The organism is Mucilaginibacter sp. (assembly GCF_965200995.1).
Taxonomy (GTDB): Bacteria; Bacteroidota; Bacteroidia; order Sphingobacteriales; family Sphingobacteriaceae; genus Mucilaginibacter.
In genome coordinates this window covers 1,045,437-1,069,931 of sequence record NZ_OZ241743.1, presented here as the reverse complement: position 1 = coordinate 1,069,931, position 24,495 = coordinate 1,045,437, and the positions used below count along the sequence as shown (strand labels likewise).

The following is a 24,495-nucleotide window of genomic DNA, read 5'->3' as shown; positions in this document are numbered from 1 at the left end:
TCAAGCATGGCTCTGCTTGGATGGCAGGCTTGTAAAAGCTCATACGTACCACCTGCAATAACTGCATCTGCTAGTTATTTGGTGGTAGAAGGTACAATAGCTACCGGCAGTGCAGATTCCACTGTTATGAAGCTAAGCCACACGGTAAATATTTCAGGCAAGGATACTGCAACCGCCGAAGCTGGTGCCCAGGTAGCCGTTCAGGATGAAGCTGGACGATCTTATACTTTGGCAGATTATGGTAGCGGCAGGTACGCATCGGCACCGCTAAACCTGCCATTGACCGGCAAATACCGGCTTACTATAAAACGGGCTGATGGCAACGTTTACCAGTCTGATTATGTGCAGGCCAAGTCAAGTCCGACTATTGACAGTATAACTTATAAGGCACTTAACGAGGGTTTATATATTAGTGTAAATACCCATGATGCGAGCAATGATACCCGTTATTACCGCTGGGATTTCCAGGAAAATTGGGAATTCCATCCTTATTATTTTTCTAATTATGTAGTGGATAAGAATCTAAACAATGTGCGCGAAAGAGCACTTGGAGAATATGTAAACGATTGCTTTCAATCTCAAAAATCAAATAGTATCACTATCAATTCAAATGCTAAACTTACACAGGATGTAATATCGCAGCAGCCCATCACCTTTGTGTCCGGTAACTCCGAAAAGGTAAATTATATTTATAGTATTGAGGTGCGGCAATATCCGTTAACTGAGGAGGCGTATAATTTTTGGCAAAACTTAAAGAAGAACACCGAGCAGTTGGGAAGCATCTTTGATGCGCAGCCTTCGCAGCTTACCGGTAATATACATAATACGGCTAATACTGCCGAGCCGGTAATTGGCTACATCAGCGCTGGTACCATTGCTAAAAAACGTATTTATGTAAAACGTAGTGATATAGCGAGGCGATGGTTAACTGCTGGTAACGAATCCTGTAAAATTGACAGTTTGCTGTTGACAGATAAGTTTGGTACCAATCAAGTACGCGAGCAGTTACTAACTTATTTACAAATACCACTTGAAACAATAACTAAAATAGGCACTCCAACTCCGATTGGATATACCGGCAGCAGTCGCTACTGCGGTGATTGTACTACCCGCGGTACTACTAAAAAACCTTCATTTTGGCCATATTGATATATATGAAAATATTAAAACATACATTTTATGTGCTGTTCTGGTTGATAATTGACATTTTGAGCATCAATGTTGGCGCAAGTGCACAAACGCTAAGCAGTATCGGGCAGGATTTTAACCGTTATCAGCAAATAAACCTTCAGGAAAAGATATTTGCGCATACAGATAAGAGCTTTTATGTAACCGGCGAACTGCTGTGGTTTAAGCTTTACCTGGTGAACAGCACTAATAAGCCGTTTAATTTAAGTAAAGTAGCTTATGTAGAGGTGCTGGACGCCCGGCATAATGCGGTTCTGCAGAGTAAAATTGCCATGAAACAGGGAAGCGGTAATGGCTCCTTTTATATCCCGCTTACCTTATCCAATGGTAATTACCAATTACGGGCTTATACCAGCTGGATGAAGAATAATGGCCCCGAGCTTTTTTTTGAAAAACCAATCACAATTGTAAACCCGCTCAAATCGCCGGAGGCAGTGCCTGCAACGGCTAACGTAGCAGCAGGAACAGATGTTCAGTTTTTTCCGGAAGGCGGTGATCTTATTCGTAACGTTACCAGTAAGGTAGCTTTTAAAATAACAGGGCCTGATGGTAAAGGAAAGGCTTTACGCGGAGCCATCATTAACCAGCAGAATGATACCGTTGTACGGTTCACGCCAATTAAATTCGGCATGGGAAGCTTTACATTCACCCCGGTAGCTGGCAATACTTACCGGGCTATAGTGCAGGTTCCGGGCAGCCGGCCGATATACAAACCGTTGCCTGTGATTAAAAATGAGGGTTACGTCTTGCAGGTAACTGATGCTGGCAGTAATATTGGCATTACGGTTACCGGCAGTGCAGGTTTAAGCGGAGAAGTTTACAGTTTTATATACAGCGGCCAGAAAGTGATTGATGCTCAAACCCTGAGTGCTTTACAATCAGCGCGGCAAATCAGCGTACTAAAAAGCAAATTAGCTGATGGCGTAAACCATATCCTGATTTTTAACAGCAACAGGCAGCCGGTAGCCGAAAGGCTGTATTTTAAGCGTCCGGCAGTAAAGCCTTTGCAACTTAATGCTGCCATCGGGCAGCAGCAATATGGCATCCGCCGGCCGGTAACTTTAACATTAACTACCGCAACAGAAAGTAACCGCTTGTTACCTGCTGATCTTTCGGTGGCAGTGTATAAAGTAGATTCGCTGCAAAAACCTGACCCTGCAAACCTATTCAGTTACCTGTGGCTTGGGGCCGAACTAAAAGGTAGTGTGGAAATGCCCGATTACTACTTTGAGCATACTGATAGCCAGACCGACGAAGCATTGGATAATTTAATGCTAACGCAGGGCTGGCGCCGTTTTAATTGGGACAACATATTAAATCCGGCTTATAAGCCTGCCTACCTACCTGAGTATGCCGGGCACCTGATAACCGCCAGGCTGATTGACAGCGTATCCGGCCGGCCGGCAGCTAATGTGGTGGCTTACCTGAGCAGCCCTGCAAAATATGCAGATTTATATGCAGCCCGAAGTGATTCGGCTGGCCGGTTGTTGTTTGAAACTAAAGACTTTTACGGTTTAAAAGAACTGATATTGCAAACCAATACCCGTAAGGACAGTACCTACAAGATAGAATTGCAAAGTCCTTTTTCTGAAAAATATACAGATACCCCTACAGGCGCTTTTCAGCTTAATCCCAGTGCAGAAAATGATTTAAAACGGTATAACCTAAGTATGCAGTTGCAGAATGTATACCATAGTAATAAGCTAAGGCAATATTATTCGCCCGGAATTGATAGCTTATCTTTTTATGTGAAGCCGTATAAAACATATTTGCTGGAAGATTTTACCCGTTTTACTACTATGGAAGAGGTACTGCGCGAATATGTAGGGTATATCAGTGTAACAAGCCGACAGCGCCATTATCATATCAGGGCAATAGACCAGACCAGCTTTTTAGATGATGAGCCACTAGTGATGTTAGATGGTATACCGGTGTTTAATATAGATAGAACCTTTGCCATTGACCCATTGAAGGTAAAGCGGCTGGATCTGGTGCGCAACCGCTATTATTACGGGCCAACAATTTTTGAGGGCATACTAAGCTTTACTACTTACAAAGGTGATTTAGGAGGTTTTGAGCTTGACTCCCACGCCGTAGTGCTGGATTATGAAGGTTTACAATTGCAGCGCGAGTTTTACTCACCTGTATACAGTACGCCTCAGCAATTGAACAGCCGCTTACCAGACTTTAGGAATGTTTTGTACTGGGAGCCCAAAGCAGGCACTAATGTACAGGGTAAAAACATTTTGCAGTTTTATACCTCTGATTTGCCCGGCCGCTACCTCATCAATGTTCAGGGTATAACTGCCAATGGTGAAGCTGGAAGTCGGCAGCTATACTTTGAGGTGAAAAAATAATGATCATTACCCAATGATAAAGGGCGGCTTCAATCAATGAAGCCGCCCTTTATATTATGAATTGGCAAACAGTTACAGTTTGCGTTTTACTTCCACATTTTCATAGGCTTCTACAATGTCGCCCACTTCAATGTTGTTGAAGTTTTGAATATTTAAACCACACTCGTAACCTGCGTTTACTTCCTTTACATCGTCCTTGTAACGTTTCAGGGACGCCAGTTCGCCGGTATACACCACCACACCATCGCGAATGATGCGGATGCTGCTGTTACGGGTAATCTTACCATCCAGCACCATACAGCCTGCAATGGTACCTACTTTGCTGATCTTAAAGGTTTCGCGTATCTCTACGTTGGCCACAATCTTTTCTTCAAAGGTTGGCGCTAACATGCCTTCCATTGCGGTCTTAATCTCGTTGATGGCATCATAGATGATAGAATACAGGCGGATATCAATCTGCTCCTGCTCGGCCAATTTACGTGCACTGGTAGAAGGGCGTACCTGGAAACCAATAATAATGGCATCAGAAGCCGAGGCCAGCAATACATCTGATTCAGATATCTGACCCACTGCTTTCGAAATCACATTCACCTGTATCTGGTCGGTTGATAATTTCAGTAAAGAGTCTGACAGTGCTTCAATAGAACCATCCACATCACCTTTAACAATGATGTTCAGCTCCTTGAAGTTACCAATAGCCAAACGGCGGCCAATTTCATCCAGCGTGATGTGTTTCTGCGTACGCAGTCCCTGCTCGCGTTGCAGTTGCAGGCGTTTGTTGGCTATATCACGAGCCTCAACCTCGGTTTCGGTTACGTTAAATTTATCACCTGCGGTTGGTGCACCCTGCATACCCAATACCTGTACCGGTGTTGATGGCCCGGCAATGTTTACACGCTGCCCGCGCTCATTGGTTAATGCCTTTACCCTGCCGCTATATGAACCAGCCAGTATAGGATCGCCTACACGCAGTGTACCAGACTGTACTAGCACGGTGGTTACTATACCACGGCCTTTATCAAGCGCAGCTTCAATTACAGCACCTACGGCACGTTTATCAGGATTTGCTGTAAGCTCTAATAGTTCGGCTTCGAGCAATACTTTTTCCAACAGGTGATCAACATTTAAGCCGGTTTTGGCTGATATTTCCTGGGTTTGATACTTGCCGCCCCATTCTTCTACCAGTATATTCATGGCAGCCAACTGCTCACGTACCTTATCGGCGTTGGCACCGGGCTTATCAATTTTGTTAAAAGCAAAAATAATAGGTGCACCTGCGGCCTGTGCGTGGTTAATAGCCTCGCGGGTTTGCGGCATCACACTGTCATCTGCAGCAATTACAATAATTACAATATCAGTTACCTGGGCACCACGTGCACGCATAGCGGTAAACGCCTCGTGGCCCGGTGTATCCAGAAAAGTAATCTTACGGTTATCTTCTAACTTTACCTCGTAAGCGCCAATGTGCTGGGTAATACCTCCGGCCTCACCGGCAATTACGTTGGCTTTCCGTATAAAGTCGAGCAATGAAGTTTTACCGTGGTCAACGTGCCCCATAATGGTTACTATCGGCGCACGTGGCTGTAAATCACCTTCGTTATCAACCTCTTCCAGATTTACTTCTTCATCTTCAGGTTTCACAAAATCAACCGCATAGCCAAATTCATCGGCTACAATGGTTAAGGTTTCGGCATCCAGACGCTGGTTGATGGACACGAACATACCCAGGCTCATACAGGTAGAGATAATCTGCGTAACCGAAACATCCATCAACGAAGCTAATTCGTTGGCAGTAACAAATTCGGTTACTTTAAGCACTCTTGACTGTGCTTCCTGCTCCAATGCAGCTTCCTCGGCCGATGCAGCTACATCATCACGTTTTTGGCGGCGGAATTTAGCCCGCTGCGCAAATTTACCTGACTTACCAGCACCGCTCAGGCGGGCCAGTGTAGCTTTAATCTGGTCTTGTATTTCTTTTTCTGTAGGCTCCTCTTTAGGACCGGTGTTCTGCGGCGTTCCTGCTGCATTGCGGTTCCTGAAATCAGGCCGGGCACCCGGGCCTCCCTGCTGCGGACCGCGATTGAAGCCACCACCCGGACGGTTACCGCCTTGCTGCGGCCCACCCGGACGGTTGAAGCCGCCTTGCTGCTGGCCGCCACCGGGGCGGTTATAACCGCCCTGACCCTGCTGCTGCTGGCCGGGTTGCGTATTTTGCTGGTTATTGTTAGGCGGAGGATTATCTTTACGTTTACGTTTGCGCTTATTGTCGGCATTAGACGAAGAAGCAACGGGGCCACCACGGCGGCTTGAATCTACCGGTAATTGTATCTTACCAACTACATGCGGACCGCTCAATCGTTCTGCTTTCGCCCTGATTACATCATCACTGCCACCTTCTTCAGGCGCAGTGCTAATTGGCATAGCAGGAGTTTCGGTTACCGGTGAAGCCGGTACAGATGTTACTGCTGCCTGTGGTGCTTCGGTTACAAGGGTAACGGCAGGCACCGGCTTTTCTTCAACAGGTGCCGGTGCTGCCTTAGGCTCAGTCTGCGCTGGTGCAACAACAACTGCCTGTGGTACAGGTGCAGCCTCGGGCTGCGGCACTGCCTTTGGCGGTTCCGGCACTGTTACAGCAGCCGGTATTGGCGCAGGCGCTTCTTCACGTACAGGCTCAGGTTGCTTAGGCCGGGCGTTTAAGTTATTCAGGTCAATCTTACCTACCACTTTTACACCGGGTAAACCATCTCCCTTGCTCTGATTGTTTTGCGCTTCTACAGGCTTTGGCTTTTCAGCAGGTGCCGAACTGCCGGTATTTTTTATCAGAATCTCTTTGTTCTCAAAATCGCGGGGGCGGGGCTCCTGCGGTTTCTCAGGCATCTGGCCCGGCTCATCTCTACGGATTTTACCAATATTGATTTGCTTGGCTTTTTCCTTTTCGTCTTTGTCAGCAGAAAATTCTTTCAGCAAGGCAGAATACATGTCGCTATCCAGCTTGGCCATCGGTTGTTTTTCTACTTTAAACCCCTTCTTGCCTAGGAAATCGACAATGGTACTCATACCAATGTTGAGCTCTTTTACCGCTTTAATTAATTTTATGCTTTTGTCTTCTGACATTTAATAAATTTTCTTTCTTCTTTATTAAGAATTACGCAAAAATACGATTTTATATTGGCATATTCAGATTATTCAAATTCGGCCTGCAGAATTGATAAAAGTTCTTTTACCGTTTCTTCTTCCAGGTCGGTACGCTTAATCAGCTCTCCGGATGTTAAGGACAGAACCGATTTTGCCGTATCTAAACCTACGCGTTTCAGTTCGTCAATAACCCAGCCATCAATTTCATCTGAGAATTCTTCGATGTCCACATCCTCTTCATGCTCATCAGCCTCACGGTATACATCAATTTCATAACCGCTCAACTTGCCGGCCAGTTTAATGTTGTGGCCGCCACGGCCTATAGCAAGTGATACCTGGTCGGGCTTTAAGTAAACGGCCGCCGTATGGCGTTCGTCATCCAGTTTAATTGAAGTGATTTTTGCAGGCGAGAGGGCACGCTGAATGTACAACTGTATATTGTTGGTATAATTAATAACGTCGATATTCTCGTTCTTCAGCTCACGTACAATGCCATGAATGCGCGAACCTTTCATGCCTACGCAGGCACCTACCGGGTCAATACGGTCGTCATAAGATTCTACTGCCACCTTAGCACGCTCGCCCGGCTCGCGCACAATTTTTTTGATGGTGATAAGGCCATCAAAAATTTCGGGTACTTCCAGTTCGAACAGGCGCTGTAAAAATTCAGGCGCAGTACGCGAAATGATGATTTTAGGGTTGTTGTTCAGCATATCCACCTTATGTACCACCGCTCTTACGCTATCACCTTTCTTAAAATAATCAGCCGGAATTTGCTCAGTTTTAGGCAGCAGCAGTTCGTTGCCCTCATCGTCAAGCACCAAAGTTTCTTTTTTCCAAACCTGGTATACTTCGCCGGTTACAATTTCGCCTACGCGGTCTTTGTATTTTTTGAAGATTTCGTCTTTCTCAAGTTCCAGAATTTTTGATACCAGCGTTTGGCGTGCCGCTAAAATAGCGCGACGGCCAAAGCTTTCCAGTGTAATCTGCTCCACATACTCATCGCCAACCTCTAAATCTTCATCAAGTTTCTGGGCTTCGGCCAGTTCAATTTCCAGGTCGTCGTCTTCAGAAAACCCATCTTCCATTACGGTGCGGGTCCGCCAGATTTCAAGGTCACCGTTATCGGTGTTTACAATTACGTCGCAATTTTCATCGGTACCATACTTTTTTCTGATCATGCTCCGGAATACGTCTTCCAGTACGCTCATCATGGTAGGGCGGTCAATGTTCTTAAAATCCTTAAATTCCTGAAAGGAATCAATTAAATTAATATTGCTCATCTTATTTAAATGATATTAAAACTTTTGTTTCAGCTATATCGGCCATCGGTATCTGCGTTTCTACCTGTTCGGCTTTTTTACCTTTGGCTTTCAGGGTTTCTTCTATAATAATCTGCTGTTCGCCGGCACTCAGTAATTTACCTTCCTTCTTGCCGCCGTCTGTAGTTTTTACGGTTACCTGCCGGCCAATGTTCTTCACATACTGGCGGGTAAGTTTCAGCGGCGTATCAATGCCGGGCGATGATACCTCCAGGTTGTAAGCCTCCTCAATGGTGTTTTCTTCCTCCAGATGAAAGCCTACGTGGCGGCTCACCTGCGCACAAACATCAATACCGGCGCCCTGGTCGCCATCCAGCAGGATCACCAGTTTGTTGCCGGCCTGCATTTTAATGGCTACAATAAAAATATCAGGGCGGTCGGCTATTTTTTCTTCAATCAGTTCTTTTACGCGTTGCTCAACGTTCATCCGTATGCCGGTTTTTGTTCAAACTAAAAAGAGGGGACACCGGTCCCCTCTTTTATTGAGTGCAAATATAAAAAACTATTATTTGATAATCAAGTGGTTTTGTGATGAATCAACCTCAAAAAAAGGAATCGATTGAATTTTAAAAGACATCTTAATGAATGTGCTTTAAGGTGCAAATAGTTTACAGGCATTTAGAAAGACTAATAACCTGTACAGTCAAAGTCAATATCAAACTTTTTCCCCTTTCTTTTCACATGGATAGTTGCATCACCTTTATTCTTAATTAAAGTATCTCCAACTCGGAATGACTCCCCAAAAATTATCGTTTGTTTGCTGCCATCGTTCACAACGGTATCTTTCTCTGAGGTGAGATCAGTGCCATAAAAATGAGTAAGACTTAGTTCTTGGGTCTTTTCCCGTAGTACCATATTGTAGGTATAGTCATTAGCATATGCAGCCTTAATATCATTACAGGATGGTATTCTGGCGCATCCACATACAAAATAGGCTGCAAGTGCAAAAGCACCGTAAGCCAAATAACTATATCTCATTTATGACAATACTTATTGTATTACTTACCGCGGCCGGTGATATTTATTCTGGTTGGTGGTGTCACCCTCCACATGCCCGCTGGGGTTAGCATTGCCCCGGCTGGTAGAATCTTTTCCGCTGTTCTTGTTGCCGTTATCGGAGGTATCGGCCGAACTTGCTGCATTTACGCCGCCTGCGTTAGAACCGGCTACGGCGTTCATGGTATCGGTGCTGCCGCCTATGGTTTTAGATGAGGTATCGCCGCTGCCATTGCTGCAGGCGGTTAATGAAGCCGAGATCAGCACCAGGCCGGCTATATATTTTAGTGTTTTCATGTTTGTAATTTAGTAGGGTTAACACCAACTCAAAAGCGAATGTTTTGGTACATAAAGGCCGGCTTTAATGCCTTACCATAAATTTAAGTATTTTTGCCGCACTGTGCGGTACTATCAGCCGCCGCATTTTCGGCATGACGCAACCTTATATCAATCATAAAACCTGGTTCTGGCTGTTCTTTTCACTATTGGTGGCCTATATATATGGCTTGTTTGTGCCGCTCATGAACGAGGATGCCTCGCACCATGCCGACATTGCCATGCACATGTACCTCAACCATGATTATGTGCGGCTGATTGACCGGGGCATGAATTATCTGGACAAGCCTCACCTGCATTTCTGGCTGGCGGCTTTCTCTTACAATATATTCGGGGTAAATACACTGGCTTATAAGCTGCCATCGTTTTTGCTTACTATACTAGGCCTATATTCCACTTTCCGTTTGGGCAAGCTGCTGTATAACCGGCAAACCGGCCTGCTGGCAGCCCTAATGTACGCCAGCGCACAGGCGCAGTTTTTAGCCAATAACGATGTGCGTATGGATGCCATCCTTACCGCCAGTATTGTGTTTGCCACCTGGCAACTGGTAGAAGCGGCTTACCAAATGCGCTGGTATAATTATATATTGGGGGCACTGGGCCTAGCTATGGCCTTTAGCACCAAGGGCATGATTGGTTTTGTGATGCCTTGTGCAGCTCTATTCTTCCTGCTGCTGTACCAGCGCAACTGGAGGCGGCTGTTCGACTGGCGGTGGCTGGTAGTACTGCTGTTTTTTGCCCTGTTTATTACGCCTACCGTTTACTGCTATTACCTGCAATATGATTTGCACCCCGAAGCCGTAGCACGTGGCATGAACCATATATCGGGTGTAAAGTTCATTTTATGGTCGCAGAACTTTGAGCGGCTGGACGGGGCCAAGTGGGGGAAGGGGCACAAGGATTATTTCTTTTTCTTTCATACCGCCTTATGGGCCTTTTTGCCCTGGTGCCTGCTTACCTATGTGGCTTTCTTCAGCCGGATAACCGCCTTTATTAAAACCCGCTTTATCCGCCTGCCGGGTGCCGAACTGTTAACCGTAGGAACAATCATCATCATCTTTGCCATCATTTCCTCCTCCGGCTATCAGTTGCCGCATTACCTCAACATTCTGTTCCCCTTTTTTGCACTGCTTACTGCCGGGCAGATCATGTTAAAGCAGGAACAGGGGCGGCAAAAAACGCTAAACGTTTACCTGAGCATTCAATATTTTGTAGCTGCGGTAATCCTCATCATTGTAGCGGTAGTAGATATCTGGTGCTTTCCGGTGCATTCTATTATAGTGGTATGGTTGTCATTGCTGTTTTTAGGGGCAGCCGCTTATATAATTATCCGGGAAAAAAGAACGCTTGTTAAGATGGTGGCTGTTTCTACTTTTATTATTGCGATGGCTAATGTGCTGCTTAACGGTAATGCCTATCAGCAGTTGCTCAACTATCAGGCAGGTATCGGGCTGGCACAGGTGGCCAATCAGCATATTACCACCCGGCAGCATACTTATAATTATGCCTTTCACAGCACCAATTTTGATTTTTACACACGCAATTTAACGCCGCCTGCCACAAACGAGCTGATCAGGCAGCAACGCGCTGCAGGCCGGCCGGTATGGCTCTTTACCGATGAACAGGGCAAGAACGGGTTGCTGCGCGACGGCTTTCAACTGGACACGGTGTACCGCGATGCGGACTACGGCATTACCCGCCTTACCCCTAAATTTTTAAATCCGCATACCCGATGGCAGGTACTGAATTATAATTATTTGGTTAAAGTGAAGTAAGGGAATCTTACTAAAGGTATTTTAGAACCCTTTAGTTGTCATTTCCACCGCAGGGGGAAATCTTCTTCGTGCAGCCGGTAATGCGGCAGCATATTTCTCCCTGCGGTTGAAATAACTGGTTTTATAATTCTTGTAGATTACTCCGCCGATGCAAACTTCAAACATACGGGCATGCTTACCTCGATATGGTTGTTGGTGTAGGTAAGTTTACCGGTTTCGGTATCAATTTTATATACAAAAATGCTGTCACTGTCCTGGTTGCTTACCACCAGGAATTTACCGGTAGGATCGATAGCGAAATTACGCGGCGCCTTACCCATGCTCGATTTGCGCTCCACGAAAGTTAGCATACCGGTTTCGGGTGCAATGGCATACACAATAATTTCGTTGGCATCGCCCCGGTTGGTGGCATATACAAAGCGGCCATCGGGCGATACATGCACATCGGCGGCACCTGCACCGTTGCCGGTAAACCCATCGCGCAGCAGCGACATAGATTGTAATTGCTTCAACTTACCATTGTTATAATCAAAGGCAATAATGGTAGCGCCTAATTCGGCTACCGCATACAAATGCTTTTTATCAGGAGTAAAGGCAATATGGCGGGGGCCGCTGCCGGGGGTAAGCGAAATGTAAGCCGGGGTAGCCGGGCTTAACGGCTGCGGCTGTGTAGCACGGTAGTGCATAACATTCAGGCGGTCAGTACCCAAATCACTGTAAATCAAGTATTTTTCATCGGGCGATAAAACGGTGGTATGCACGTGTGGTTTTTCCTGCCGCTCGGCATTGATGCCTTTGCCCTGGTCTTGCATATTCTGGCTTACCCGGCCTAATGAGCCATCGGCATTTACCGGCAATACCACGGCATTGCCGCCCGAATAGTTGGCTACAATTACATGCTTTCTTTCCTGATCTTCGGTGATATAGCAAGGCGAACCGCCTAATGAGGGTTGCTTGTTGATAAATTGTAACCTGCCTCCCTTTGGCTCAAAGGAAAATGCGCTTACTTCACCATTGTCATTCTCATTAGTGGCGTACACAAATTTATTGTTGGATGATACCGTAAGGTACGAAGGGTTTGATACACCCGTAGTACTATTCAGGTAAGCAAGCCGGCCGCTTTCGGGGTAAAAGCGGTAAACATACATACCCTCACTCCCTTTTTTAGTATAGGTGCCCACTATCAGATTATAGCTGGAGGGCCCTTTTTTATTTTTTTGCGCCTGCGACAGCATTGGGATAGCCAGCGCCGCAATCAGTAACCATGTTCTCATACCGGTTTATTTGTTTAGCTTTTAACAAATAAACAAGTTTTCGGGCAGATGGGCAAGAGGGTATGGTTCATTAGTCATTAGTTCATTAGTTCATTAGGGTTTAAGGAATATAGAGTTAAATAAGGGCACTTTTTAGTTTTCCTAATCAATAAATGACTAATGAACTAATGACCAATGAACTAATGACCAATGAACAAATACCTATTTCTCCGCCAGCAATTCATCGGTTAAACGTTCAAAGCCGTCTACAAACTCGGTGTAATAACTGCCGGTGCCCGGGCCGCTAAAGCCGGTATAAATTTTACGCACATTTCCTTTCTTGTCAATAATCAGCGTGGTAGGGAAGCCCATAAACCGGGTAAGTGCAGGCAGGCTTTTGGCGGTTTCGGCCTTGTTGCTGGTATACCCGGTAACCAGTATAGGATACGGTATTTTAAAATGATTAACTTCCTGCTGCAATGCCTGCTTCGATTTATTAAAATCAGCAGTACGCTCATAAGCCAGATCAACCACCTCAACGCCACGGTTGTGGTATTTCTTGTAATAGTTCACAAGGTAAGCAGTTTGATCCATGCAGTTAGGGCACCAGGAGCCCATCACTTCCACAATCACTACTTTATTTTTAAAACGCGGATCGCTTAAGGATACCTTTTTGCCATTTAAATCAGGAAAAGAAAAGTCGAGCTTTTTATAACCTGCTTTTAAAGCCGTTAAATTGTAGGCATCGGGTAGTTTTGCATTTTCATTTTTAACGGCTGCCCATACCTCTTTGCCGCTGTACCCAGAATAGAACATGCCATTGGTTAGCGTACGGTCATTGGCCAGGTTGGCAGTGAAGAGAAAGGCGTGTCCGCCGTCAAAGCAGGAGAGATAAAGTTTGTTTTGTGCCAGTACACCATCCAAGTATCTGTAATCGCCAGTTGTGGTTAAGAAAGTGCCTGTAACTATCACACCACTCTGATTAAAGACACCCACTGTTGTATCACGACCATTCCCTTCACCAAATATAGCAGACCATTTACCGTTCACCCACGGGCCACCCTCATTTCCTTGAAGAATGATGTCTGCATGACCACCAAAACGCCAAGTTTGCCCGTAGGTAGCGGTAAACGGCGTAACGGCATCGCGCTCACCTAAGTGCTTTACCCAGTTGCCGGTTAAATTGTTGCCTTGCTGCTTTAATTTAAATTCAGAATCAAATAGCGGCATCCTGATAAACACCGAGTCGCCCTTGCTGCTGATGTTGGTTACCTTAAAGCGCTCATCACCATTAATAATGGTCATTAACTTCCGGCCGGCGGTATCTTTAATGGTGAAGTTAAAGGGTATTTCCTGTTGTGTTTGCGTAGTGAGCACACCACGCCAGGTACCGGTTTTCAACCGCTGCGCAAATGCACTTACCGAAGCTATGCTGAAAACAATAATAGCAATAAAGGTTTTGCTTTTCATAAACTCTACTAAATTAGTAGGCTAAAGTAAGCAAAACCTTTGCCTTATTTTAAGAGACCGCGCGATATGACGATTTTCTGAATTTCAGAGGTGCCCTCATAAATCTGCGTAATTTTGGCATCGCGCATCAGGCGTTCTACATGGTACTCTTTTACAAAGCCGTAGCCCCCATGCACCTGTACAGCTTCTACCGTAACATCCATCGCTACTTGTGAGGCATACAGTTTAGCCATCGCCGATGCTTGCGCGAAGGGCTGATGATGGTCTTTTAGCCAAGCCGCCTTGAGACATAGCAGGCGCGCAGCCTCTATCTGCGTAGCCATATCGGCCAGTTTAAAGGCAATCACCTGGTGGTCGGCAATGGGTTTGCCAAAGGTTTTGCGTTCTTTGGCGTATTGTACGGCAAGTTCGTAAGCGCCCGAGGCAATACCCAAAGCCTGTGCGGCAATGCCAATGCGGCCGCCTTCCAGCGCCTGCATGGCGAATTTGAAGCCAAACCCCTCTTCGCCAATGCGGTTAGCCTTGGGCACCTTTACATCCGTAAACATCAGCGAATGGGTGTCAGAGCCGCGTATGCCCAGCTTGTTCTCCTTAGCGCCAACAGTAAAGCCTTCCATGCCTTTCTCCACAATGAGCGCATTAATGCCCTTATGACCTTTGGCAACGTCTGTTTGGGCAATCACAATATACGTAGAAGCCGAATTACCGTTGGTGATCCAGTTTTTTATACCGTTCAGCAAGTAGTGGTCGCCCATATCAATGGCAGTGGTTTGCTGCGAAGTGGCATCTGAGCCGGCCTCCGGTTCAGAAAGGCAGAAGGCGCCGATTTTTTCACCCTTGGCCAGTGGTACCAAGTATTTTTCCTTTTGCTCGTCGCTGCTATATTTTTCGAGGCCATAACAAACCAGTGAATTATTTACCGATACTACCACAGAAGCCGAAGCATCAATTTTAGACAATTCTTCCATCACCAGCACATAAGAAACCGCATCCATGCCGCTGCCGCCATATTGCGGGGATACCATCATCCCCATAAAACCCAGCTCGCCCAGCATCTTTACCTGCTCGGCCGGAAATTTCTGGTGCTCGTCGCGCTCTATTACACCGGGTTTAAGTTCCTGCTGTGCAAAATCACGTGCAGCCTGGCGTATCATCAATTGCTCTTCAGTATATTCAAAATGCATGGCGGAAATGTTGATGTTCAAATATAATATTATGCATGCATAGTAAAAAATCATAGTCACAAAAAAAGAGAGCTTTTTGGAAGCTCCCTTTCCCCTAATTAATTTAAACTATTGATTAAACCCAAAACAAAGAACAAACTTTACTCAGCTTGGGCATCTGAGAATTCTGATTTTATAAAGTTTTTTATAGGTAGATGTAAACTTTAAATATTTTCACAGTAGGTGCAGAGTCGGTAAGGGTTTTACAAAAGCTAAGCCAGAATTTATATTTACGGTTATTTATTGCCAATAGGCGTACAACTTTAAGATGTAAGAAAATAGTGATGATGCAGGTGCATTTATATCGGGCATGCTTTGTATTTAACGGGTAGAACATACCCAATAATAAAACCTGAATTTTACAATTAATGTTAACTGCTGATAATAAGACGGTTATTGAAACCGAAGAGGTCTTTAAAAAGAAAGTTGCGCTGCAAATACGTAAGCTAAGGCGGCAGCACCAGGTTACGCAAGAAAAATTTTATGCCGATACCAGTATTAATATTGCCCGGCTTGAATCGGGTAAAATTGATGTAAGACTGGAAACTTTACGTAAAATATGTTTGTATTTTGATGTTTCCCTTTCCGGGTTTTTCCAGGGGATTTATTAATAAGCTGTATTTTAATCTTCTTTTTTACTGTTCGATTCTGCTTTTCTGTACAGTGGGTTGAATTTATGTATTTAAAGTGCTACAAAGTGATTAAATTGTTAACTACAATCAGGCGCAAACTTCTCTGGTGAAAAAGCGGGCTATTCATCGTAAAGCGGCGTAAATTGCCGCATGATTTTCCGGCTTGATGAACAGCTATTGTTTCCTGACCCTGAACTGGCCGAACCCGACGGCCTGCTCGCCGTAGGCGGCGACCTGAGCGTGAGCCGTCTACAGCTGGCCTATGGCAATGGCATTTTCCCGTGGTACAGCGAAGATTCTCCCATTTTGTGGTATTCGCCGCATGAGCGTTTTGTGATCTATCCTGATGAGTTGCGGGTAACGAAAAGTATGTGGCAGGTATTGCGGTCGGGGCGGTTTCGGGTTACCGTTAATCAGGCTTTTGCGCAAGTCATACAAGCCTGTGCCGCCACCGCCCGTGAAGGCCAAGACGGAACCTGGATAACTGATGATATGCAGCAGGCTTATATTGAACTGCACTACCAGGGTTACGCCCACTCCTATGAAGTTTGGCAGCATGAACAATTGGTGGGTGGGTTGTATGGTGTGGCAATAGGGGCGGTTTTCTGTGGCGAAAGCATGTTCAGCCATGTTAGCAATGCCTCCAAAACAGCGCTGATTACCTTGTGTAACAGCAGCCGGTACAGGCTAATTGACTGCCAGTTGCATACTTCGCATTTAGAAAGTATGGGTGCCCGGCTTATCAGCAGGAAAGAATATTTACACCTGCTGCACAATACCCCAGCTTAAGCCGTACTTTTGCTTATGTATGCAGCAGGCAGATAAGAAGGAGCGGATAATATTGGGAATTGACCCTGGCACAGCGGTGATGGGTTATGGTTTAGTTAAAGAAACCGGCTCTAAAATTACATTGATCAGCATGGGTGTGGTAAAGATAGAAAAGACCGATGACCACATGCTGAAGTTACAGCGCATTTTTGAGAAAACCCAAGCGCTGATTGATAATCATCACCCGGATACTTTAGCCATCGAAGCCCCTTTTTACGGTAAGAATATACAGGTGATGCTCAAACTGGGTCGTGCGCAGGGCGTAGCCATTGCCGCCGCCTTATCGCGCAATGTGCCGGTAAATGAATATTCGCCCCGTAAAATTAAACAGGCTATCACCGGTAATGGCAATGCTACCAAAGAGCAGGTGGCGGCCATGCTGCAACGCCTACTTAACTTTCAGGAAACGCCTGAATTTTTGGATGCTACCGACGGATTGGCCGTGGCCGTGTGCCATAGCTTTCAGAAAATAACTACCGGCAGGGGCAGCAAAGTTACCTATGCAGGATGGGAGTCGTTTGTAAAGGAAAACACCCGCCGGGTAGCTTCTCCACTGCAAATTAAAAAGCCGGGATAATTTTCTTTTTAGGTGTTTTAAAAGCGCTGTAATGTTTTTAAGCAGCCTTTAAACTTCTTCATCCATTTACCTGCAAAAGGTTTATCCTGGTTTTTCAAACTTGTTTTCCAGCTTGCCAGTTTCGCTGCATTTTTTCCCACACAAACAGCAGGGCGCCATCCTTATTAAGGGGTGCTGTACTGCCCTGATCAGCTCAATAAAGGGTTAGAAAAGTGTAAAGGCAAAGTTTACACTTTTCAAAAAATATTTCATTTAAATTGCTGATAGTCAAGTTTTTGCAAAAAAGCGGGGTTTACACTTTTTAGAGCTTTTAGTTGTGCAATTTAGGTGGCTCCAATTACGTCAAACACCTATGGTAGCAGCCCCATCATCAGTGCCGCGGGCAGGTTGCTAAGCCACGCCCCGCATCGCCATTCATAGCCTTCACCTGTGTTCGGGATGATATGGAAAAAGGAAAGTTTAATTAACCAGTATCAGCTTACCAAACTGTGCGCTACCGGCCATTTTATCAAGAGCCTGCTGTGCCTGAGCCATCGGAAATACTTCATCTATCGCCGGCACAAGCTGATGCTCATTTACCAGGTTAACCATAGCTACAAACTCAGCTGCGGTACCCATGGTAGTGCCCAAAATCTGCAGCTGCTTCCAAAAGATAACCCGGCCGTTTAGCTCCGGAATATTACCCGCCGTGCCGCCAAAGAATACAATACGTGCGCCGGGGTTACACAAGTCAATCAGTTGGGCAAAGCCCTGGCCCAGGGCGCTGTCAATAATCACATCAAAGCCGCCGGCCAGCTCTTTCAGTTGAGCAGCCCAGTCCTGCGCTTTGTAGCTTACACCGGCTGCGGCACCCAAGTGGCGGGCGCGTTCAATCTTTTCGCCCGAGCCGGAGGTAACAAACACCTGGCAGCCGGCGGCTACGGCCCATTGCAGCGCAAACGTACCGGTACCTGCGCCCACACCGCTGATCAATACTTTGTCGCCTTTTTTTATTTTACCTTGAGTAAACAAGGCACGGTAAGCCGTTAAACCGGCCAAAGGTATAGCGGCGGCCTGCTCCCAGTTTAAATGGGCCGGCTTTTCGGCCAGGTATTCGGCCTTCACCTTAATATATTCGGCCAGGGTACCATCTTCAGGCAAGCCTAAAATTTTAAAATCTGTGCCTTGGTATTCATCATGCTCACCCCAATTGTGGCCAGGGTTAATAATCACTTCCTTATTGAGCCAGGCTTGTCCGGCTTCGTCGGCTGCTTCCACCACAATGCCGGAGCCATCAGAGCCTAAAATGCTGGGATATTTGATGCCGGCATACTGGCCAACGGTAATCCAGTAATCGCGGCGGTTAAGTGCGGCGGCTTTTATTTGCACCAGCACTTCGCCGGGGCCTATGGCAGGGTTATCAACTTCTTGTAGGGCTAACGGCTGATTTTTGCCGGTGAGTACAACTGCTTTCATGATTATCGCTTTATGTAGATGTGTAACAATTGCCGGCAATATTAGTGTGTTTGTAGTTAGTATACCAAATTAGTAGAGTATTTTGACGGAAAGATTATTTGAAATAATACCTCAGCCTGTCATTTTTGAAACGTTATCTTAAATTCCAATAAAAAAGCGGCAGGTAATTTACCTGCCGCTTTTTTATTGATCAAAAGCTAACTGCTTAAGCAATTGCTTTCTGGTACAATTCGTTTACATGCTTCCAGTTGATCACGTTCCAGATGGCCGACAGGTAATCTGGGCGGCGGTTCTGGTACTTTAAGTAATAGGCATGCTCCCAAACATCGATACCTAAAACAGGCGTGCCTTTTACGGCAATTTCTGGTAAGTCCATCAATGGATTGTCTTGGTTAGGAGTAGAGGTTACCGCCAGTTTTTTATCGGCACCTACGACCAGCCATGCCCAGCCTGAGCCGAAACGTGTAGCTCCTGCCTCATTCATCTTGGTTTTCAGCTCGGCAAAAGAACCAAAGGCGTTGTTAATAGCCTGTGCCAGTTCGCCGGTAGGCTCGCCGCCGCCGCTTGGTGATAGCAATGTCCAAAACAGGGTGTGGTTATAGTGACCGCCACCGTTGTTACGTACCGCAGGCGGATATTTAGAAATATGCTTTACAATCTGCTCAATGCTTTCATTGGCCTCCGGCTTGCCTTCCAGTGCCTTGTTCAGGTTGGTTACGTAAGCCTGGTGGTGCTTGCCATGGTGAATCTCCATGGTCATTTTATCAATGTGCGGTTCGAGGGCGTCCGTAGCATACGGTAACGCCGGTAAGGTAAATGCCATAAGAACTATTTTTTAAGATTAAACATGTATATATGCAAATATAAAGTGCTCAACCCTATAATTGTTCAGTGTAATGTTAAGTTTTGAGGCGTTTGCTTTTAAAAAAGTCTTTTACCAGCTGTGCACACTCATTTTCGCGTATGCCGCCGGTAATTAAGGTTTTGGGGTGGGTAATTTTCTGATTGAGCCGGCCAAAGCCCATGCGGGTATCATACGCCCCGAACACAATACGCCCTACCTGGAACCAGTAGGAGGCGCCGGCACACATTACACAGGGTTCCAGCGTAACGTACAGCGTACAATCTTTTAAATATTTGCCGCCTATGTAATTGGTAGCAGCGGTAAGGGCCTGCATTTCGGCATGGGCAGATACATCGTTGAGCCGCTCGGTTAAATTATGGCCCCGGCCAATGATCTGGCCCCTGCAGGTTACTATGGCGCCGATAGGGATTTCGTCCTCAGCCAAAGCCAGCTTGGCCTCGCGCAGGGCTTCGGCCATAAAAAAATCATCGGGCGATACGGTAGGTTGTTCGTCGCCGAAGGTGATATATCTCATTCAATCAATCTTTAAATGTTTACTATAATTGTTTATATAGCATCGGCATACGGTAGCAAGGCTGGCGGGTGCCTGCAAAGATAAGGAATATGCCTGTTCTGTTTAAGTAGATAAGATAGTTGCGGCACTGGCATATCCTTAAGCTGTAGCACCATTTACCTGAATTTTTTGCCAAATGGTAAACTTTTATCCCGGAAGATTTAACAATTTACCGCACATGGAAGCGCTTATTAATTACCTGCTGCAATTCGGACAGTTGAACGATCAGCAGATTAATCTGATAAAGAGTAAAGGAGCAGTTAAAGAACTGGAAAAGGGTGCTTATTATGCAGAGGCAGGGCATATACCCAAAGAAGTAGCTTTCTTAACCGAAGGTATACTCCGTATTTGCTACTACAACCACAAAGGTGATGAAATAACCAAATACTTTATTGATGAAAATAACTTTGTAGTTGACATCAATAGCTATAATCAAAACATTCCATCATCAGAATACGCAGAAACCATTACCACCTGTAAACTGATTGTTTTCTCAAAGCAAGCGATGAAGGAACTGTCAATGACTATTATTCCCTGGGACGACATCATCAGTAAAATTACTGCAAAGGCGCTTATGGAAAAGGTGGAAAAAATAAGTTCTATGATGGCTGAAGACGCTACAGAACGCTATCTTAACTTTCTAAAAAGGTTTCCTGCCCTGGCCAACCGGATTCCGCTGTCTTACCTGGCCTCCTACTTAGGTATTACTCCTTCATCATTAAGCAGGATAAGAAAGAATATAAGCACATAGGTATCTTTTTGCCAAATGGCAACTGGTTTTCTTTTGCAGCGGTGCAGCTTTGCTTTTGTTATTTAAATATATATTAAAGCATGAAAACCATTATTATAACAGGGGCTACAAGCGGCATCGGCTTTGAGTGTGCCCGGCAGGCAGCCCGTATTGCACCTCGTAACCAAATTATACTCACCTGCCGTAACCTTGAAGCAGGCAACAGTGTAGTGCAAAACATTGCCCGGCAAACCGGCCATCAGCATTTAAGCTGCATGCAGCTGGATTTGGCATCGCTTTCCTCTATCAGCGCATTTAAAGCGCAGTTGGCAGAAAAGCAACTTACGGGTATTGCTGCGCTTATTAATAATGCCGGTATACAAAACATTGCTAAAACACAGTACACTAATGATGGCTTTGAGAGTACCTTTGGTGTAAATCATTTAGCTCCTTTTTACCTTACGCTGCTGCTTTTGCCACTAATGGATGGTAATGCCAGTATTACATTTACAGCAAGCGGCGTGCATGATCCTAAACAGAAAACAGGTATTGAAGCCCCGGTTTTTAAATCTGCCAAAGAATTGGCCTATCCGGCAGAAACTTATGAAAAGCTGAATCTTGCAGGGCAGCGCAGGTATTCTACCTCGAAATTATGCAATATCCTAACGGTATATGAATTGCAGCGAAGGCTAACAGATACCAACATCAGGGTAAACGCTTTTGACCCTGGCCTTGTACCCGGCACAGGGCTGGCCAGAACTTATCCGCCACTTTTAAGATTGGTTTGGAAATATGTATTTCCTGCACTGCGATACTTTGTACCTAATGTAAATACAGCACAAAACTCAGGCAAACGCCTGGCTGATCTGGCTTGCTCGGCTGATTATCAATATGCAAGGGGCAAGTATTTTGAAGGAACTAAAGAAATTCCCTCATCCGGGGATTCGTATAATCAAAACTTCCAGCGGTTGCTGTGGGAAAGCAGTGTAGCGCTGTTGGGTATCCATCAAAATGAAACTACGGTTTCCTTAAATTAACATTATATTTAACAAGCGGATAGTAAAGCTTGCAGCAACGCAGGTAAAGGCGGGCAGGTAAAACTTAAACTAACCTACTGCCGTTAGGCACCGGGCGTTCAATAGCAGTAAGCACAATATCACCCTGCTCATCAGCAAAACCGGTAACCAGAAACTCCGACTTAAAGTTGGCGATCTGCTTTTCAGGGAAATTAGTTACCCCAACAATCTGCCGGCCTGTCAACTCTTCTTTTGTATAATGCTTTGTGATTTGTGCGCTCGACCAGCGGATGCCGTAGCCGCCAAAATCTACCTGTAATTTATAGGCCGGCTTCCGGGCTTCCGGAAAATCCAGTACCTGTAATATGGTGCCTGCACGCAGTTCTACTTTTTCAAAATCGGCCCAGGAAATGGTTTGCATAGGGAGGAGAATCAAGAGTCAGGATACAGGAATCAAAAAGTTTCTGCTAAAAAAAGTTTTTATCAGCAATTATCTAATAGTCAAAACAAAAATATACCGATTAAATCAAAAGTCTTGATTCCTGTATCCTGACTCTTGATTCTATCCTCAATCATAACTGTGCCGCTCCAGGTCAAAATCAGATTGGGTGGTGATGATGCGCTTGCGGCGTTCTACATCAGCACCTAACTGGTAATCGAAGGTGTTGTCGGTTACCGCTATATCCCGGTCCCGGTCGCGGTCGGCAAAGTGGATGTTGGCCTCGGCAATGCGGTAGGTAGCCACATCGTACGGCCCGCGTGGCGACATCAGCTTCACCAGTACCGGCAGGCACTCAAACAAGATAAACAAATAGGCAATAAAGGATTCGGCCATATAAGTGTCCACATCGCGCTTGCCATCGTTGGTAAAGGCCAGTTGCCCTAAGGCCCAGTTGCGGTCGGCAAACCCGGCAATGTTGGAAAGACTGTCCAGTTGCTTGTCAGTAAACAGCCGGGTACTATTCAGTCCCTCAAAATTTTTGCGTTCGCCTAAATACTGCTCCAGTTTATCCAGTTCCTGCGTTACCGTTTGCAGGCGGGCCTGCTTTTCGCCTAAAACGGCTTCCTGCCGTTTAGCATTACTGCCATAGCCGGTAAGGCCGGAAGTCTGGTCGGTTTTAGAGCCGAATACTTCCTGGTTCAAGAGCACCCTTGAACGGTTAATGTCTTTGGTGAGCGAATCTTTTTCCAGTTTAAGGTCTTTAGCCTGGGCAAATTCATTCACATACTTTTGATTGTAGGTTTTCTGTAGGGTATCAATCCTGCGGTTCTGCCCTTTCAGGTAAGAAGTTTTTAATTTCTGGCGAATTTCCTTATCAAATATTTTTAATTCCAGCGGGCGCGAAATTACCACACCTATCATGATCGCTAATAAAATACGCGGCGATGCCTGCAGAATCTGCTGATTAGTAGAGCCCTGCTTATTGATGCTGCCTACAATATAGCGATCCATGTTAAAAATAGCCGTACCCCAGATGATGCCGAACAGCACCGCAAATACCACCGCCAGCGGGTTACCGCTAAATACAAAATACATGGCATAGCCACCCGATAGCGCAGCAAAAAGCGCCGTAAAAAATATTGTGGCGCCGATGCCCACGTATTTATTATGCTCGATAGGATATTTTCTCAGCGTTTCAACATGCGCTCCGGAACAGAACCAGAAGAAGCGGGTAACTTTTTTCATTTAACTAACAATCAGCTTTTAATGCTATGTATTAGAACGCCGGCAGTACCTGAATGTTACACGGTTAACCGCTGAATATTTAAGGATGATGCTGGAGTGATAATGATATATGCAGACATCCTATTGAAGAATGACAGGTAGGAGGGAATTGAATTACAAATAACCATGCTTAGTTGCTTTGAAACTTTGCAAAAGCCTATCTTTGATTTTTAACAGATAACATAAATCATATGAACATTAAAGAAATATCCGTTCAGGAATTGAAAGACTGGCAAACACAGGGCAAGGATTTTCAATTGATTGATGTGCGTGAAGATTTTGAATATGAAATGTCGAACCTGGGCGGTGAGCTGATCCCATTGGGCGGCATTTTAATTGAGGATGATAAAATTGAAAAAGAAAAACCTGTAGTGCTGATGTGCCGCAGCGGCCGCCGCAGCGCCGCCGCCGTAATGCAACTGGAACAGCATGGTTTTAGCAACTTATACAATCTGCATGGCGGCATACTGGCCTGGCAGCAGGAGGTTGACCCATCAATGACGATCTATTAATATGGGTAAGAAAGTAGCGCTCAATGTGCTGTACAACATCGGGATACTGATTGCTTTGTTTTTTATTTACATAGGCATTACCCATGGCCATTTCTGGTATATAGCGGTGGCGGTGTTTGCAGGCACCCTGCTTGTGTTTTTAAAGATAAGGCTGCTGAAAGAGGTAAGGGCCATGCAGCGCCCTGTACCATTACCACCCGCGCCGAAGAAAAAGCCGCAGAAATAAGGTGCATAGGCACAGGACATAACAGAAACGCCCCGGTATATATCATATACCGGGGCGTTTCTGTTATTGAAATGAAGCGTCAATTACATTTTTGACATGGTGTCTTTCGACATTTTGCTTTTCTTCATTTTCATTGGTTTCTTTTTCATGCTTTTTTTGGTTTTCATGGTCTTCATGGTGTCGGTTTGCATGGTTTGTACCGGGCTGGCGGTATAAGCAAACGCACTTCCAAAAGAAATGGCACAAAGGGCTGTCATTAACATTAACTTTTTCATAGTAGTAATTTTTAGTTTTTTTGTATACGTGATTAATGATATAAT

24 protein-coding genes are annotated in these 24,495 nt (G+C 45.4%); 10 read left to right on the top strand and 14 right to left on the bottom strand.

Annotation, left to right across the window (positions count from 1 at the left end):
- Positions 1–6: 6 nt before the first annotated feature.
- Complete coding sequence (locus ACY652_RS05145) at positions 7–1,149, top strand: DUF4249 domain-containing protein (protein ID WP_462266943.1); 1,143 nt, start codon at positions 7–9, stop codon at positions 1,147–1,149.
- 5 nt (positions 1,150–1,154) lie between these two features.
- Complete coding sequence (locus tag ACY652_RS05140) at positions 1,155–3,545, top strand: hypothetical protein (RefSeq protein WP_462266942.1); 2,391 nt, start codon at positions 1,155–1,157, stop codon at positions 3,543–3,545.
- Between the two features lie 72 nt (positions 3,546–3,617).
- Here the strand turns inward: ACY652_RS05140 and infB are convergent, their stop codons facing one another.
- The 5 genes from infB to ACY652_RS05115 form a co-directional block, all read right to left on the bottom strand.
- Entirely contained in the window at positions 3,618–6,659 is a 3,042-nt protein-coding gene (gene infB, locus ACY652_RS05135) for a translation initiation factor IF-2 (RefSeq protein WP_462266941.1), read from the bottom strand.
- A gap of 68 nt (positions 6,660–6,727) precedes the next feature.
- Complete coding sequence (nusA, locus tag ACY652_RS05130) at positions 6,728–7,963, bottom strand: transcription termination factor NusA (RefSeq protein ID WP_462266940.1); 1,236 nt, start codon at positions 7,961–7,963, stop codon at positions 6,728–6,730.
- A 1-nt stretch (position 7,964) separates the two neighbouring features.
- A complete protein-coding gene (gene rimP, locus ACY652_RS05125) occupies positions 7,965–8,429 on the bottom strand; it encodes a ribosome assembly cofactor RimP (RefSeq protein ID WP_462266939.1) in 465 nt (154 codons plus the stop codon).
- Between the two features lie 200 nt (positions 8,430–8,629).
- On the bottom strand, positions 8,630–8,980 hold the full coding sequence (locus ACY652_RS05120) for a hypothetical protein (RefSeq protein WP_462266938.1): 351 nt from the start codon (positions 8,978–8,980) through the stop codon (positions 8,630–8,632).
- Between the two features lie 24 nt (positions 8,981–9,004).
- Positions 9,005–9,295, bottom strand: coding sequence for a hypothetical protein (locus tag ACY652_RS05115; RefSeq protein WP_462266937.1), 291 nt, complete (start codon positions 9,293–9,295; stop codon positions 9,005–9,007).
- A 134-nt stretch (positions 9,296–9,429) separates the two neighbouring features.
- On the opposite strand from ACY652_RS05115, the gene ACY652_RS05110 reads away from it, so the two are divergent.
- A complete protein-coding gene (locus ACY652_RS05110; RefSeq protein ID WP_462266936.1) occupies positions 9,430–11,109 on the top strand; it encodes an ArnT family glycosyltransferase in 1,680 nt (559 codons plus the stop codon).
- Between the two features lie 137 nt (positions 11,110–11,246).
- Here the strand turns inward: ACY652_RS05110 and ACY652_RS05105 are convergent, their stop codons facing one another.
- The 3 genes from ACY652_RS05105 to ACY652_RS05095 all read right to left on the bottom strand — a co-directional run bounded on the left by ACY652_RS05105 (position 11,247) and on the right by ACY652_RS05095 (position 15,016).
- Positions 11,247–12,383, bottom strand: a complete 1,137-nt coding sequence (locus ACY652_RS05105) for a lactonase family protein (protein ID WP_462266935.1) — start codon at positions 12,381–12,383, stop codon at positions 11,247–11,249.
- 201 nt (positions 12,384–12,584) lie between these two features.
- Positions 12,585–13,832, bottom strand: a complete 1,248-nt coding sequence (locus ACY652_RS05100) for a TlpA disulfide reductase family protein (RefSeq protein WP_462266934.1) — start codon at positions 13,830–13,832, stop codon at positions 12,585–12,587.
- A 44-nt stretch (positions 13,833–13,876) separates the two neighbouring features.
- Positions 13,877–15,016, bottom strand: a complete 1,140-nt coding sequence (locus ACY652_RS05095; protein WP_462266933.1) for an acyl-CoA dehydrogenase — start codon at positions 15,014–15,016, stop codon at positions 13,877–13,879.
- A 407-nt stretch (positions 15,017–15,423) separates the two neighbouring features.
- On the opposite strand from ACY652_RS05095, the gene ACY652_RS05090 reads away from it, so the two are divergent.
- The 3 genes from ACY652_RS05090 to ruvC all read left to right on the top strand — a co-directional run bounded on the left by ACY652_RS05090 (position 15,424) and on the right by ruvC (position 17,092).
- Positions 15,424–15,666 (top strand): helix-turn-helix domain-containing protein, encoded by a 243-nt coding sequence (locus ACY652_RS05090; protein ID WP_462266932.1) that lies wholly within the window; start codon positions 15,424–15,426, stop codon positions 15,664–15,666.
- A 171-nt stretch (positions 15,667–15,837) separates the two neighbouring features.
- Positions 15,838–16,476: a leucyl/phenylalanyl-tRNA--protein transferase gene (gene aat, locus ACY652_RS05085; protein WP_462266931.1), complete on the top strand. Its 639-nt coding sequence runs from the start codon at positions 15,838–15,840 to the stop codon at positions 16,474–16,476.
- Between the two features lie 19 nt (positions 16,477–16,495).
- The gene (gene ruvC, locus ACY652_RS05080) at positions 16,496–17,092 is read left to right on the top strand and encodes a crossover junction endodeoxyribonuclease RuvC (protein WP_462266930.1); all 597 of its coding nucleotides are present in this window, start codon (positions 16,496–16,498) and stop codon (positions 17,090–17,092) included.
- A 459-nt stretch (positions 17,093–17,551) separates the two neighbouring features.
- On the opposite strand, the gene ACY652_RS05075 is transcribed toward ruvC, so the two are convergent.
- The 3 genes from ACY652_RS05075 to ACY652_RS05065 form a co-directional block, all read right to left on the bottom strand.
- Positions 17,552–18,547, bottom strand: a complete 996-nt coding sequence (locus ACY652_RS05075; RefSeq protein WP_462266928.1) for a zinc-binding dehydrogenase — start codon at positions 18,545–18,547, stop codon at positions 17,552–17,554.
- Between the two features lie 205 nt (positions 18,548–18,752).
- Positions 18,753–19,370 (bottom strand): superoxide dismutase, encoded by a 618-nt coding sequence (locus ACY652_RS05070; protein WP_462266926.1) that lies wholly within the window; start codon positions 19,368–19,370, stop codon positions 18,753–18,755.
- Positions 19,371–19,446: 76 nt separating this feature from the next.
- Complete coding sequence (locus ACY652_RS05065; RefSeq protein ID WP_462266925.1) at positions 19,447–19,926, bottom strand: nucleoside deaminase; 480 nt, start codon at positions 19,924–19,926, stop codon at positions 19,447–19,449.
- 217 nt (positions 19,927–20,143) lie between these two features.
- On the opposite strand from ACY652_RS05065, the gene ACY652_RS05060 reads away from it, so the two are divergent.
- Complete coding sequence (locus ACY652_RS05060; RefSeq protein ID WP_462266924.1) at positions 20,144–20,716, top strand: Crp/Fnr family transcriptional regulator; 573 nt, start codon at positions 20,144–20,146, stop codon at positions 20,714–20,716.
- 80 nt (positions 20,717–20,796) lie between these two features.
- Positions 20,797–21,732 (top strand): SDR family NAD(P)-dependent oxidoreductase, encoded by a 936-nt coding sequence (locus tag ACY652_RS05055; protein WP_462266923.1) that lies wholly within the window; start codon positions 20,797–20,799, stop codon positions 21,730–21,732.
- Positions 21,733–21,796: 64 nt separating this feature from the next.
- Here the strand turns inward: ACY652_RS05055 and ACY652_RS05050 are convergent, their stop codons facing one another.
- Both ACY652_RS05050 and ACY652_RS05045 read right to left on the bottom strand, forming a co-directional pair.
- The gene (locus ACY652_RS05050; RefSeq protein ID WP_462266922.1) at positions 21,797–22,132 is read right to left on the bottom strand and encodes a tRNA-binding protein; all 336 of its coding nucleotides are present in this window, start codon (positions 22,130–22,132) and stop codon (positions 21,797–21,799) included.
- Positions 22,133–22,279: 147 nt separating this feature from the next.
- Positions 22,280–23,398, bottom strand: coding sequence for a DUF4407 domain-containing protein (locus ACY652_RS05045; protein WP_462266921.1), 1,119 nt, complete (start codon positions 23,396–23,398; stop codon positions 22,280–22,282).
- Between the two features lie 236 nt (positions 23,399–23,634).
- On the opposite strand from ACY652_RS05045, the gene ACY652_RS05040 reads away from it, so the two are divergent.
- Both ACY652_RS05040 and ACY652_RS05035 read left to right on the top strand, forming a co-directional pair.
- Positions 23,635–23,949: a rhodanese-like domain-containing protein gene (locus ACY652_RS05040; protein ID WP_462268220.1), complete on the top strand. Its 315-nt coding sequence runs from the start codon at positions 23,635–23,637 to the stop codon at positions 23,947–23,949.
- Between the two features lies 1 nt (position 23,950).
- Positions 23,951–24,175, top strand: a complete 225-nt coding sequence (locus ACY652_RS05035) for a DUF6358 family protein (RefSeq protein WP_462266920.1) — start codon at positions 23,951–23,953, stop codon at positions 24,173–24,175.
- A gap of 83 nt (positions 24,176–24,258) precedes the next feature.
- On the opposite strand, the gene ACY652_RS05030 is transcribed toward ACY652_RS05035, so the two are convergent.
- Positions 24,259–24,450, bottom strand: coding sequence for a hypothetical protein (locus tag ACY652_RS05030; RefSeq protein ID WP_462266919.1), 192 nt, complete (start codon positions 24,448–24,450; stop codon positions 24,259–24,261).
- Positions 24,451–24,495: the final 45 nt, after the last annotated feature.